Here is a 13,977-nt window from a genome sequence, read left to right as displayed (position 1 = left end):
AAGTTTCTTCACTGGGTAATGTGGCTTTATAATAGGAATAGCTAGTGTTTGTTCATGATTGGTGGTGAAGTGTTTTATTTCGAGTAAAGTCGCTCACCTTTGATGGCAGTACTCTCATCTGATTCCAAGTCGTTCAGCCTTGAGGCAAATGCGCTCATGCCTCATTCGAAGCCGCTCAGCCTTGAGGCAAATGCGAAGCTACTCTTCTTTAGCGGTAAAGCGCTCTTATTTAGAAAGCAGTCGTACAAAACGCTCATCTCTCGAATGTGTCCAATATGATCTAAGCATGAAAAAAAGCCACTACAATTACTTATGTAGTAGCTCCTCACTATTATTCTGCAAAATAAATAAAACCGATGGCTCCTGGGCCTGTGTGTGTCGAGATGATTGGGGATGTGAATGCAATTTCTACATCGTTAAAACCCGTCTCTTCGATTAAGGCTTTTAATGGATTGCCCATCGTTAATAGGCCATCTGCATGGGAAATGCCCACTGCCTTAACTGTTTTTCCAGCTGTGTCTTCTTGAAATTGTTTAAATAAGTAATTGACTACCTGCTTATGGCTACGTACTTTTGATACAGGGTTGTAAACGCCGCCTTCAAGGTTGGCAATGACTTTGATGTTTAGAAGTGAACCGATAAAGCCCTTTCCTTTACCAATTCGACCACCTTTAATTAGGTTTTCAAGCGTATCTACAATAACATATAGGTAGGTATTGTCACGTACTTTGTCCAAACGTGCCACAATCTCCTCTACGGTTGCGCCCTCATCACGCATGCGGATGGCTTCACGTAGTTGAATAGCGAGACCAATCGCTATAAAGCGTGAGTCGATGACCGTTACATCAGCGTCTGTCATTTGTGCCGCTTGGCGTGCCGATTCCACTGTTCCGCTCATACCACCTGTCATATGGATGGAGATAATTCGATCCCCATCTTTCCCAAGCTCATCATATAATTCTTTAAATTTCCCTGGAGCTGGCTGTGAACTTTTCGGTAAATTTTTCGCATTTTTCATTAAGCCTAAAAAAGACTGCGGCTCTAAATCCACACCATCTGTATATGTTTGACCATCAATTTGAATCGTTAAAGGCACGATATGTATGCCATGTTGTGCTACTTCTTCTTTTGTTAAATCACAAGTTGAGTCCGTTATTATATGAATTCGTCCCACTTCGACACATCCTTTTACTTCATTAAAATTTATTATATAGACTAATGAATCATTATGTAAACATGACATTTGTCATTAGGTAATGCCCTGTCCTAACTTGCATGTAAACGCTACCTTGGATACTATAGCGTTTTCGCCCACCTCTTGTCTATCAATGCCCCTCAAAGAATATGACAGCCTTATGACATTTTTGATATGAAATATATGACAAATGTAAATGTTCAAGAATAAATTATTGGGGTATAGTAAATACATGAACGAAAGGAGTGTTTCAAATGGTGGATTCATTTGACTATAAATCATGGAAAGAAGAGCTATGGAATGCCATTACACACGGTATTGGTTTCGTTGTTAGTATTCCGGCACTGGTTGTCTTATTGTTAGCAGCCGTCCAAACAGGAAATGCACTACATATTACAACCTTTAGCATTTTTGGTGCGTCTGTCATCATTTTGTTTTTAATGTCTACATTGCTACACAGTATGCCAGGAAAATATAAACACTTTTTTGCTATTTTGGACCACTCGTCCATTTATATTTTAATTGCCGGCACCTATACGCCGTTTTTATTAATTGCTGTTGGTGGCACACTAGGCTTGACATTATTATGTATTATTTGGTCACTCGCTGTACTCGGTGTACTGTTTAAATGTTTCTTTATTAATCGTTTCGAAGTACTTTCCTTGATTTTTTATATTGGTATGGGCTGGTTAATTATTTTCGCCATTAAGCCCGTTTATCTCTACTTAGGTTTTTATGGCTTTGCTTTGCTGCTAGCAGGTGGGCTATTCTATACCATTGGAGCAATGTTTTATGCATGGCGCTCCCTACCCTACAACCATGCGATTTGGCACCTTTTTGTACTGGCGGGCTGTGCTTCTATGTATGCTTGTGTCTATTTCTATTTATAAAAAAAGGCTCCCTTCATAAGGAGCGTTTTTTTATGGATTCTCGTAAAAGCGCAATGGCTTCCTTTACCTCTTTGTCATTCTCTTCATCATTCAATTTATGCCTAGCATGCAGTAAAATTGGTCTTAGGGATTCAACAGAACGCCCAAATCCATTCATCCACTCATAGCGAGGCACCATCCAAGTATGAAAGTGGTGTGTCGTATCTTCATTGTAAAAGTAATAAACATATTCTATACCTAATACTTCCCTTTGAGCCTTTCTAATTGTTGTTAAGAGGTTAATATAGTCCATTTTTTCATGTTCTTTTAATTCATCAAAGCCATGAATATGACGTTTTGAAGCTAAAATGACTAATCCCTTTATGGGGTACGCTACATCCTGGTGAGCGTGAAAATAATCCGTTTCAACGACAACACCTCCATTGGGTTCAATTTGTCCACTTGTGATTGCACAGCTCAAACAATCAACATGAGCCATTTCTCCACTCAATAATGTTATTTTCCCATCGAATCTCCCCTAAACACAGAATAAGCACGGTCTACTAAAACCGCGCTTGTCTCACCACTATTTACGTTCAAAAATTTGATATTGGAATGTATAGCCTTCTGGTGCTGTTTCAGGCTTTTCTGATGATATTTCAATAAAATCCTGCTCATAGCTTGGGAAATAGGTATCTCCTTGGAAGGCATGATTAATTTTTGTAATATATAAACGATCTGCCTTCTCCATTACTAAACGGAAAATTTGCTCACCACCAATAATCATGATTTCAGGTACATCTCCAGCTTGTGCTAATGCTTCCTCTAAGCTTGTCACGATTTCAATACCATCCGCTTGGTAGTTCTCATCGCGCGTAATGACAATGTTGCGACGCCCTGGAAGTGGACGACCAATGGATTCGAATGTTTTACGTCCCATTATCATCGGCTTACCCATTGTTTTCTCTTTAAAATACTGCAAATCTCCTGGTAAATGCCAAGGCATCCCGTTGTTATAACCAATGACATGGTTGTCATCATGTGCCACAATTAAAGAAATCATACTGTCCCTCCAAATACTTTCATCTTTTTTATTATAAACATAATGAGCGTATTTCACCTCATTTATGAATGAATTTTCTTTTTATAAAATTAAATCATAGTAAAATTATATGAATAGTTTATAATAGAGATATCCAACGTCACGATAAAGGAATGATGAAGATGACTACTTTAAGAAAAGAAGCTGTTCATTATATTGAAGCCCAGCATACGGGCACACCTTATTACCAAGTTACCCCACAGGAAGCAAGAGCAATGCGCACAGCTACGCTTTGGCAATCACCACACAGACCAAAGCTAGCATCCATCAAAGATTACAATATTACGGTGCGAGATGGAGCTGACATTACACTTCGTTTCTATACGCCTGTCCTTGACAAAACATTACCTGTCATTGTTTATTACCATGGTGGTGGCTGGGTTTACGGCAATTTAGAGTCTGTCGATGCAGGCTGTCAGCTATTAGCAGACCAAGCACAGGCGATTGTCGTATCAGTAGACTATCGTTTAGCACCAGAATACCCCTTCCCAACTCCCTTATATGATGCCTACGATAGCTTAGTATGGGTGTCTGAGCATATCAAAGCCTTTGGTGGAGATGTCAATCGCTTAACTGTTGCTGGGGACAGTGCAGGTGGAAATTTAGCTACCGTTGTTGCTTACTTAACTACTACATTGGGTGGTCCAGCGTTACAAGCTCAAGCACTAATCTATCCCGTGACAAATGTCGACTTTACAACGGAATCCTATCAGCTTTTTGGTGAAAACTACGGCTTAGATGCACAGGGCATGCAGTGGTTCTCTCAGCATTATACAGATGAAGCAAACTTTACAAACCCGCTCGTGTCCCCTCTTCAGTTAGAGAATGTTCGTAACATGCCTAAAACAATCATCATAGCTGCTGAGGCCGATGTTCTCTATGATGAAGGACTAAGCTATGCAGAAAAACTAAAAGCTGGTGGCGTTGTAGTAGAACATGTCACAATGCCAGGTCTAATTCATAGTTATTTCAGTAAAATGAATTATTTTGAAGATGCCACAAACGAAACGGTGGCAAAAATTGTGGAATTCTTGAAATAAGTTTGGCTATCCAGCTCAAACAGTGCGATAATAGAGCAAAACGTTTTTTAAAGGATGACATGATGACACAAACAATGACATTACAAATACAACTGCCCTATTCTGAGCAATTAAAAAAAGGCTATCCCCTTATTTCAAAGGATGCGGTCGATGCAAGACGCCTACCTGCTGAGCAAGGTACGCTTCTCAAGCTCATGGATCACCATAATCGTTTTATTGGTACAGGATACTACGGTATTCAAAATAAAGGGATTGGCTGGGTGCTAACAACTGACGTGAACGAAACCATCGATAAGACTTTTTTCATGAAAAAATTCAAAAAAGCCATCGACAATCGTGCAGCATTTTTCAACAATGAAAACACAACAGCCTTTCGTGTATTTAATGGTGAAGGAGATGGCATCGGCGGTCTCACGATTGACTTTTTTAATGGCTACTACATGGTGAGCTGGTATAGTGAGGGCATTTACTCCTTGAAAGATGTCGTATATGAGGCGCTTGCTGAGACGGTGAACTACCAAGCTATTTATGAGAAAAAACGCTTTGATAGCAAAGGGCAGTATATTGAACAGGATGATTTTGTGGCGGGCACGCCTGGTGAATTTCCAATCATGGTGAAGGAAAATGGTATGACATACGCAGTTCATTTAAACGACGGAGCGATGACGGGGATTTTCCTAGATCAACGCGAGGTACGTTTGGCTATTCGTGAGCGTTATGCAAACCATACAAACATGCTCAATACATTCTCCTATACAGGAGCATTTTCAGTGGCAGCTGCTCTAGGAGGCGCCATGAAAACAACAAGTGTGGATGTAGCTAAACGCAGTCTTGCCAAAACCATTGAGCAATTCAGTGTGAATCAAATTGATTATGAAGCACAGGATATTAAAGTAATGGACGTTTTCCATTATTTTAAATATGCGCAGCGTCACGCCTTACAATTTGATCTTGTTGTATTAGACCCACCTAGCTTTGCCCGTACGAAGCAAATGACATTTTCAACAGCAAAGGACTACCCTAAATTACTGAAGGATGCCATTGCTATTACCGCTAAAAATGGCATCATTGTCGCTTCCACAAATAATGCTAGCTTTGGGATGAAAAAGTTCAAAGGCTTTATTGACCAAGCATTTAAAGAAACCCGTACACGCTATAAAATTGTAGAGGAATACGGTTTACCAAAGGATTTCCGTGTTTCACGTGAATACCCTGAATTTAATTATTTGAAGGTCGTCTTTATTCAAAAAATGGACTAACAGGAATTCAAGACAGAATCATTTCTTTATGATTCTGTCTTTTTATATAAAAAAGTGACCTAAGAAATTCATTTCTTAAGTCACCTCTGAATACTACTTATAGATAGTTCACAAACCAATCGCGAATATATTCAAGTCGATTGATTCTTAAAGTTGGTTTTCCGCTCCTTGACAGTTCATGATTGGACTCAGGGAAGCGCACGAATTTTGTTTCTTTTTTACGATGCTTTAAGGCGATAAATAATTGCTCCGCCTGCTCAATTGGACAGCGATAGTCTTTTTCAGCGTGTAAAATGAGCAATGGTGTTTCGATATTATTGACATATTTCAGCGGTGAATGATGCCAAAGCTTTTCGATATCGTCAAGTCCCGCAAGAATTTGCCAATCTGTAAAGTAATACCCAATATCACTGACACCGTAAAAGCTAATCCAGTTCGAAATAGAGCGCTGCGTCACAGCTGCTTTAAAGCGATTCGTCTGGCCAACAATCCAGTTGGTCATAAAGCCGCCATAGCTCCCACCTGTCACTCCAAGACGGTCTGCATCAATAAAATCATAGTGCTCCAGCACATAGTCCACAGCCGCCATTAGATCCTCATAATCATTGCCACCATAATCACCACGCACTGCATCAACAAACGTTTGACCATAGCCATGACTGCCACGTGGGTTCGTATATAGCACCGCAAATCCTTGTGCAGCTAGAATTTGGAACTCATTAAAATAAGTATTGGCATACATCGCATGTGGCCCGCCATGAATTTCAAGCACTAGAGGATATTTTTTCCCTTCCTCATAACCAACTGGCTTCATGATCCAACCATTTACCTTCCAGCCCTCTGCTCCCTCAAATTCAATGGCTTCTGGAACAGCTAATGCTCTTGTCTTTAAAAATTCTTCATTGATGGACGTCAGCTGTTCTTTTTCACCCGTTTTTAGGTTGACGAAAAATAAATCGCCAGGATTCGTCGTTGTACTAATGGCTACGACTGCTTGATCATGTTGTGCATCAAGTGAAAAACCATAGACATATTGATCATCGTGAATAGCTGGATAGATTTCACCATCTATATTTCCGAAATAAATCGCAGCATTACCGTGATCTGTTACTTGGAAGTAGAAGCTATGATTATCATTCAACCATTGAACACGTGGTGACACCACACCTTGAAGAAAATCGCCGATTGCAAAATCCCCAATAGGGGCGTCAAATTCACTTGTTACACATGTCAGCAGATTTTGTTGCAAATCATAGAGCCATAGCTTTGCTTGTGTAGCATTTTCAAATTCTCTTTCACTACCTATGAAAGAGATGAAGCGACTGTTTGGAGACCATGACGTTTGGTAATACATACCTGTTCCCTCTGTTAACGGACGCGCTTGCTTTGTTTCTACATCTAATAAATAGATATCGCTCTTAAATGCAAAATCTGTATCCTCTGCTACATCAGCTAAGTACGTCATATATTGACCATCAGGTGACCATGTACCAAGATGGACATGATTGTTTCCTTTCGTCACTTGCTCTAACTCGCCCGATTCTAAATGGACGATCGCAATTTGACTAAACTGCTCCATATCCAAAAAACCTGCAGCATCCGATTTATGTTTCATCTTGTCTATTTCTAGAGGCTTTAGTTCTTTTTCTTCTTTCTTTTCATCCGTTACCTTATCCAAAATCGTTTCATCTTTACCTAGCTTGATAGAAAAGGCCATTTTCTTGCCGCATGGTGACCACACAGGTGATGTCACACCATTTTTACAATATGTCACCTGCTTTGCCTCTCCGCCTGCTTTTGAAAGAACATAAATTTGCGACTTGCCTGTTCTAGTGGATAAAAACGCAACTTGACTACCATCAGGTGACCATATAGGAGAACTTATTCTATCCTCCCCAAATGTCCATTGCTGTGGTGTTTTGTTCTTCAGGTTTATGTAAAACAAATTCGAGACATAATCTTTTTTCTTCTCATCAATACGTGTCTCAACATAAACTACCTCAGTCCCGTCAGGTGAGAGCTGTGGATCGGCTACTGATTTCAAGTGGTAAAGATCTTCTGGTTGAATCCCTTGTTTCGATGTCATGTTCTTGCTCCTTTGTATTGTCATTTTCTGTACTCTACTACAATACTTCGACACCCTAAGTAATATTCCTGCTAGTTAATTGTTTTTTTTACTAATTCCCAATATTCGGTTGATTTTGTTCTGCGATAAAATTTAAAAAAGGGTTCATTCGGACGAGCATGTTCCTTATAAAGGTTCATCATTTGTAGCAAAAAATCTTCAATGTGCTCGACACCTACCTTTTTCGCAAATAACGTGCCCGCCTGCGCCTTTGCCCCCATCGGTACAGCACCTAAGTAAACATCAAAGCTCTCCTGCTGATAAACGAGTCCAATATCATCATAGACTGCATTGTAGCAGGCTGACGCACAGCCATTGATGTTAACACGTACTCTTGCAGGTACCTCGATCCCCTCTAAAGCATGATAAAGCTGTTCGGTTATCGGAGCAGCCTCCATCTTTTCACCATCACAAAAATCACAGGCCTTCATCGCGATGATGGGTCCTGATGGTGCAACATAAAGACCCACTTCTCGTAAGGCTTGCATAGCCTCTGTCACAGCACTCGTTGGAATGGACACTAAAATACTATAGGAGGCCGAATACTTAATCGCCCCCTTTTCGCCAACAATCTCTGCTATTTTTTGAAATTGTGCAGGCGTATAATGCTTATTAATAATACCTGGGCTGACAGCTAAGCGTGTAAATTCGCCATGACGATTAAGTGTTTCAAATGTTTGATCTGGTACGTTTTTCTGAAATGCATTCATTGATATCGCTCCTTATGAAAAAGGAGCTAGCACAATGCTAGCTCGGAATTTTAAAAGTTATCAGGATAGAAACCCTTCGCTAAAATTTCAATAGCCTCTGCCGCACGAACGCCTTCAGACGCAGCTGACAGTGGCAGGATGACAAAGCGATCATTTTTAACAGCTTCCATCTCCTTTAATGCTGGATCATTTTTTAAGAATTGAATCTTTTGTTCGGCCGTTGTTTCACCATAATCGATCACGACAACTACCTCGGGATTACGGTCTACCGCATCTTCCTTCGACACGGTTGTCCAGCCTGATTCCACATCACCAAAAATATTTTGACCACCAGCGATTGACACTAGTTCATTCATAAAGTTTTGACCAGCTGTAAAGACATCCTTTTCACCGCTATCAAATACGAGAACACGTAATTTCTCACTATCTTTTGGTAATTTAGCTTGAATTGCCTCCACATCTTGCGTCATTTGCTCAATTAAGGCTTCTCCACGATCCTCAATACGGAAAATTTTTGCGATATTACGAATATCAGTGAAAATATCCTCTAGTGTTGGCTTTGTCATATTGGAAGCCGTATGTAAATACGTATGAATGCCTAACTCCTCAAGCTCTTCCGGTGTTCCAACACCCTTTTCACCAAAGCCACTCTTCCAGCCTGCATATAAGAAATCAGCCTCGGCATCAATTACTTGCTCCTTCGTTGGGTATTGATCAGAAAGCACAGGCACTTTATCGTATGCTTCTTGTAGGGGCTCGTAGATTTTATCATCTAAGTAAGCTGTGCCTACCATGGAATCCTCTAAGCCTAGCGCTAGCATAATCTCTGTCACATGCTGATTTAAACTAATCGCTTTTGTAGGTGCTTCCTTATATGTTTGAGTTGTTTCATTATTGTCAATGGTTACTTCCGTTGCTGCCTCAGATGGCTCAACCTTCTCATCTTGCGCTGCTGATTCAGGTTTGTCCTTTGCATTACAAGCCCCTAAAACAGCGACCAAGGCAATGACCATCACCAGCCATAAACTTTTCCATTTCTTCATGTCCTTTTCTCCTTTGTTGTTCATCTATAGAAAGAAATCAAAGACTTCTTTGCTACCAGGATTCGTGGGAAGGGCATAAAAAAACCCTCTTGTCGCCAAGAGAGTAGCATAGTGAAAAAACGGTACATTACCTTTATCACTATCCCCATCCTCGTGGTTCTTAGTCAAAAAACACATACTGGCAGGTATCCTGGCTTAGGTTCATCATCTATACGCCTTCCCATAGTTAAACTACAGTGGCATGCTGTACAGACTCCCCATTTACAGTTGCGGGACAGCATCGGAATTGCACCGATTTCCCTTTTAAGCAAATGACAAATGCCATTTGCACCAATACGTTCTATAATGGTTAATACTATTGATAGACTAGCAGAAGAAAATTTGTAGCTCAATCAGTAGTATATTGCTAAATATATAATCATCATTATATTAGCACTATTTCGACAAAAATACGAACTATTTTACAAGAAATATATAGGCTAGTATTCTGTTACAATGAAAAGATAGCTATAGATAGAAACGAGGATATGTTATGTACAAAACAATTGGTGTACTTGCGCATGTGGATGCAGGTAAAACAACCTTCTCTGAGCAAGTACTTTTTCATACACAAAGCATTCAAGCTCGTGGTCGAGTGGATCATCAGGATACCTTTCTCGATCATCATGAGCTAGAGCGCAAGCGTGGTATTACCATTTTTGCCGAGCAAGGTCGCATGAACATAGGCGACGATACATACACGTTGATTGATACACCAGGGCATGTCGACTTCTCCCCTGAGATGGAGCGCGCCATTCGTGTGATGGATTATGCCATTGTTATCATTAGTGCGGTCGAGGGCGTACAGGGTCATACGGAAACCGTGTGGCAGCTTTTACGCAAATACCATGTCCCAACATTCTTCTTTATCAATAAAATTGATCGCGAAGGAGCCAATGTGGAGGCCGTTATGACACAGCTCCGCAAGGATTGTTCCCAGCAGGTGCTGTTCGTCGATGAACCGCTTCGTACTGATTATGTTTCAAGCAGCATCATGGAATGGTTGGCTGAGCGTAATGAAGAGCTGCTCGATGCCTTTTTGAATGAGTCATTGGAGCATGAGCAATGTCTTACTCAGCTACAGACCATGATTCAAAAGGAATGTGCCTTCCCCTGCTTTACAGGGTCTGCCCTAAAGGATGAGGGCATCAAGGAATTGCTTGCCCAGCTCCCTCTATTAACAGACACCCATTTTGAAGTGAATGCACCGTTTGAGGGGGAGGTTTTTAAAATTCGTCATGACGGCCACCAGCGTTTAACATTTATGAAGGCTGTCAAGGGCGTTTTACATGTTCGGGATGAATTTTCGTTTGAAGAAGTGACAGAAAAAGTGACTGAAATTCGCCTCTATAATGGCAGTCGCTTTGATACCGTCCAACAGGTTGAAGCGGGAGAGATTTTTGCTGTTAAAGGACTTAGTCAGGCCAATATTGGAGACCGCATCGGCACTACTATGCTGTCACAGCCCTATGAGCTTGTCCCAACGCTACAGGCAAAGGTTCAATATGAGGGCCATCAGCATATCAAGGAAGTGTTACAAATTTTCCGTTTACTAGAAGCAGAGGAGCCTTCCTTACGTGTGGTTTGGCAGGAAAAGTTCCAGGAAATCCATGTGCACATTATGGGCGTTATTCAGTTGGAGGTACTGATAGAAGTGTTAATGAAGCGTTTTTCATTAACGGTCTCCTTTGGCGAGCCCCAAATTTTATATATGGAAACCATTGTGACGACGGTGACAGGCTATGGTCATTTTGAGCCCCTCAAGCATTATGCAGAAGTTCATTTACTAATGGAGCCCAATCCGCGAGGAGTAGGTAATACATTTAGCAATGCCTGCCATGCGGATCATTTATCGGTAGGCAACCAACGCCTTGTTGAAAAGCACCTGTTTGAGCGTGATCACCATGGCTTACTCACAGGCTTCCCTCTGACAGATATTCATTTTACACTGCTAACAGGTCGCGGACATAATGAACATACATCGGGCGGCGATTTCCGAGAAGCTAGTTTCCGTGCGCTACGTCAAGGACTTGAGCAAGCACAGAACATCCTGCTTGAACCTTATTATCGCTTTAAAATGAAGGCTTCGAACGACTTTATCGGCCGCATGATGAGCGACATACAGCAAGCTGCTGGCACATTCGATGACCCCATCTTATCCGAAACAGATGTTGTGCTAACGGGACGAGCGCCCGTCGCCACCCTAATGAGCTATAGCACAACCTTTGCGGCCTATACCAATGGTAAGGGCGCACTCACACTCCAATTTGATGGCTATGATGTGTGTCATAATGCCGAGGAAATTATTTCGCACATTGGCTACGATAAAAATGCCGACCCAGAATACAGCTCCTCCAGCATCTTTTGTGCGAAGGGCAAAGGATATTCTGTTCCTTGGCACGAGGCACAAGCAGCCATGCATTGTCTGTAAGTAGGTAATCCTGCTCGCGCGAAGCCGTTTGCTTGCGCGGGTGTTTACTTGCTTCGAGCGAGAATATTTACCCTGTTTGCGCGAGTATTCCTTGCTGGAGCGAGAGTATTTCATCTGCTTCCGCGAGTATTCGCTGCTCGAACGAGAGTATTTCATCTCCTTTCGCGAGTATTCCCTGCTCGAACAAGAGTATTTCATCTCCTTCCGCGAGTATTCCCTGCTCGAACGAGAGTATTTCATCTGCTTCCGCGAGTATTCCCTGCTCGAACGAGAGTATTTCATCTGCTTCCGCGAGTATTCGCTGCTCGAACGAGAGTATTTCATCTGTTTCCGCAAGTATTCCCCGCTCGAGCGAGAGTATTTCATCTGCTTCCGCGAGTATTCGCTGCTCGAACGAGAGTATTTCATCTCCTTCCGCGAGTATTCGCTGCTCGAACGAGAGTATTTCATCTCCTTCCGCGAGTATTCGCTGCTCGAACGAGAGTATTTCATCTCCTTCCGCGAGTATTCCCCGCTCGAACGAGAGTATTTCATCTCCTTCCGCGAGTATTCGCTGCTTGAGCGAGAGTATTTCATCTCCTTCCGCGAGTATTCCTTGCTCGAACGAGAGTATTTCATCTGCTTCCGCGAGTATTCGCTGCTCGAACGAGAGTATTTACCCCCTCCCTTCAAATAAATAAAAACAAGCCCTCCGTTTGATGGAGGGCTTGAGTTTATAATGCGCCTACTGCTTTCTTTGTAGAACTGTGCACAAGGTATGCAGGCTCGACAATCACGTAGTCATGCGTGTTTGTGAAATCAACTAGCACTTTACCAGGATAACTTTTTAAAATTTGCAGTTGATCAATTAATTGCAGCAATAGCTCGTGACCGTTGCCGCGTGGATGCCAGTTGAAATGGTAATCATTTAATGCCTGAACCGCTTCAATAAATTGGGCGTATTCCTGCTGCACAAAGGCTATTAACTTATCATGTTGAGGCGCTAAATCATGGATATATGTTTCATAAAAACGCATCACAATCGAGCATAATACATCATTGACACGCGCTGCACTTAAAACAGGCTTTGGCTTCAGTGACAGACGGTCAAGGTTGGGCTTGGCACGTGTGGAATCAATGCGTGTAATTAAATGGTATGGCTCCCCGTTAACCTCATAGACAATCGGGTTAGTCGGCATATACATCATAAAGCTATTGGTCTTCGTTTTCAGTTGATCGGTTACCGCTGCCTTCGCGAAAAGATGCCCGTCCACATCCCCATTTTGTATCCAAATAATTTCTTTATTATATAAAATTTGCTCAAAGAAGCGATCATTGCGGATCAGCTTCGTTGCTAATAATTGGTCAATCAATGATTCGACCGCCATTCTTGTTTTCGCTTTCTTGGCAACTTCTGTGCGTGGCTGCTTACAAATGGTCATATCTAAAGAAGTCATACATGCATCCCCTTTACGTACATAATGTCAAAACAAAAAGGATTTCCTACCATTTTTGAGGAAATCCTTCGCTTATCTTCGTTCATCACCCAATGCCAAACAAACCCTAAGTATGTGTAAATGAGCCCGATTGCGAACCCCTTCATTTACTTTGGGCGTTTGACGTACCGTGACGAACAGAGCATTCTGTTTTGTCAACATGCCACCTCCTATTCCTCGTAGGTTACTGGTGTGTACTCGTAACAGGCAGGTATCCTGACTCATGGTCATTGCCACTTTTCTCCTTCCCATCATTTGACAGTGGTTGCTGAAAAGTCGCTCACATTTACAGTTGCGGGACAGTGTCGGATTCGCACCGACTTCCCTTTTAAGTAAATTGCACGCAATTTACACCTATTACTACACGCTATTCAGTTGGTAAGGAAATTTGCGAAAATTCTCTATTCCTTAGCTAATCATTGTAAAGTATTGTATGTCCAAAGTCAATTTATGCTAAAAAATACTAATTATTTCAAAATAATTCCATGTAAAATGGATGCATAGAATACTAGGTTTTCCTCATGTCACACTGAGCATCACTTTAATTGCTTTCTGTAAAGTGATAATAAAGTTATTTCTAATCAAAAAATACAAAAATTATATTATTAAGAAGGCTCTTTAAAGTTGTTTAAATCTTGTTCAACTAGCCCCGTTAGTTCAACAACTTCTTGAAATCAATTCTTGTGTAG

The 13,977-nt window shown here is 41.4% G+C and carries 12 protein-coding genes and 2 riboswitches; of the genes, 5 read left to right on the top strand and 7 right to left on the bottom strand.

From position 1 onward, the window contains the following. Positions 1-331: 331 nt before the first annotated feature. Entirely contained in the window at positions 332-1,174 is an 843-nt protein-coding gene (locus MKY46_RS11015; RefSeq protein WP_036126157.1) for a DegV family protein, read from the bottom strand. 275 nt (positions 1,175-1,449) lie between these two features. On the opposite strand from MKY46_RS11015, the gene trhA reads away from it, so the two are divergent. After that, the gene (trhA, locus tag MKY46_RS11010; RefSeq protein ID WP_036126159.1) at positions 1,450-2,085 is read left to right on the top strand and encodes a PAQR family membrane homeostasis protein TrhA; all 636 of its coding nucleotides are present in this window, start codon (positions 1,450-1,452) and stop codon (positions 2,083-2,085) included. Between the two features lie 13 nt (positions 2,086-2,098). On the opposite strand, the gene MKY46_RS11005 is transcribed toward trhA, so the two are convergent. Together MKY46_RS11005 and MKY46_RS11000 are read right to left on the bottom strand one after the other, a co-directional pair. After that, positions 2,099-2,563 (bottom strand): HIT family protein, encoded by a 465-nt coding sequence (locus MKY46_RS11005; RefSeq protein ID WP_340834177.1) that lies wholly within the window; start codon positions 2,561-2,563, stop codon positions 2,099-2,101. An 87-nt stretch (positions 2,564-2,650) separates the two neighbouring features. After that, positions 2,651-3,127: a dihydrofolate reductase gene (locus tag MKY46_RS11000; RefSeq protein WP_036126163.1), complete on the bottom strand. Its 477-nt coding sequence runs from the start codon at positions 3,125-3,127 to the stop codon at positions 2,651-2,653. A gap of 161 nt (positions 3,128-3,288) precedes the next feature. Between MKY46_RS11000 and MKY46_RS10995 the strand changes: the two genes are divergently transcribed. Next, positions 3,289-4,206 (top strand): alpha/beta hydrolase, encoded by a 918-nt coding sequence (locus MKY46_RS10995; protein WP_340834175.1) that lies wholly within the window; start codon positions 3,289-3,291, stop codon positions 4,204-4,206. A gap of 62 nt (positions 4,207-4,268) precedes the next feature. Next, on the top strand, positions 4,269-5,465 hold the full coding sequence (locus MKY46_RS10990) for a class I SAM-dependent rRNA methyltransferase (protein WP_340834173.1): 1,197 nt from the start codon (positions 4,269-4,271) through the stop codon (positions 5,463-5,465). A gap of 97 nt (positions 5,466-5,562) precedes the next feature. Here the strand turns inward: MKY46_RS10990 and MKY46_RS10985 are convergent, their stop codons facing one another. From MKY46_RS10985 to MKY46_RS10975, 3 genes are all read right to left on the bottom strand, one after another. Beyond that, on the bottom strand, positions 5,563-7,551 hold the full coding sequence (locus tag MKY46_RS10985; RefSeq protein ID WP_340834169.1) for a S9 family peptidase: 1,989 nt from the start codon (positions 7,549-7,551) through the stop codon (positions 5,563-5,565). Between the two features lie 71 nt (positions 7,552-7,622). Further along, positions 7,623-8,300 (bottom strand): precorrin-3B methylase, encoded by a 678-nt coding sequence (locus MKY46_RS10980; RefSeq protein ID WP_340834167.1) that lies wholly within the window; start codon positions 8,298-8,300, stop codon positions 7,623-7,625. A gap of 50 nt (positions 8,301-8,350) precedes the next feature. Further along, complete coding sequence (locus MKY46_RS10975; protein ID WP_036122387.1) at positions 8,351-9,343, bottom strand: ABC transporter substrate-binding protein; 993 nt, start codon at positions 9,341-9,343, stop codon at positions 8,351-8,353. Between the two features lie 163 nt (positions 9,344-9,506). Next, a riboswitch (cobalamin riboswitch) is annotated at positions 9,507-9,693 on the bottom strand. A 182-nt stretch (positions 9,694-9,875) separates the two neighbouring features. On the opposite strand from MKY46_RS10975, the gene MKY46_RS10970 reads away from it, so the two are divergent. Further along, complete coding sequence (locus tag MKY46_RS10970; RefSeq protein WP_340834165.1) at positions 9,876-11,813, top strand: translation factor GTPase family protein; 1,938 nt, start codon at positions 9,876-9,878, stop codon at positions 11,811-11,813. A 76-nt stretch (positions 11,814-11,889) separates the two neighbouring features. Beyond that, positions 11,890-12,489, top strand: coding sequence for a hypothetical protein (locus MKY46_RS10965; protein ID WP_340834162.1), 600 nt, complete (start codon positions 11,890-11,892; stop codon positions 12,487-12,489). A gap of 37 nt (positions 12,490-12,526) precedes the next feature. On the opposite strand, the gene MKY46_RS10960 is transcribed toward MKY46_RS10965, so the two are convergent. Then, a complete protein-coding gene (locus MKY46_RS10960) occupies positions 12,527-13,249 on the bottom strand; it encodes a hypothetical protein (RefSeq protein ID WP_340834161.1) in 723 nt (240 codons plus the stop codon). Between the two features lie 228 nt (positions 13,250-13,477). Further along, positions 13,478-13,661: riboswitch (cobalamin riboswitch) on the bottom strand. Positions 13,662-13,977 lie beyond the last annotated feature (316 nt).

Source organism: Lysinibacillus sp. FSL M8-0355 (assembly GCF_038008985.1).
Lineage (GTDB): Bacteria > Bacillota > Bacilli > Bacillales_A > Planococcaceae > Lysinibacillus > Lysinibacillus fusiformis_D.
This window is presented reverse-complemented; position numbering and strand designations above follow the sequence as displayed.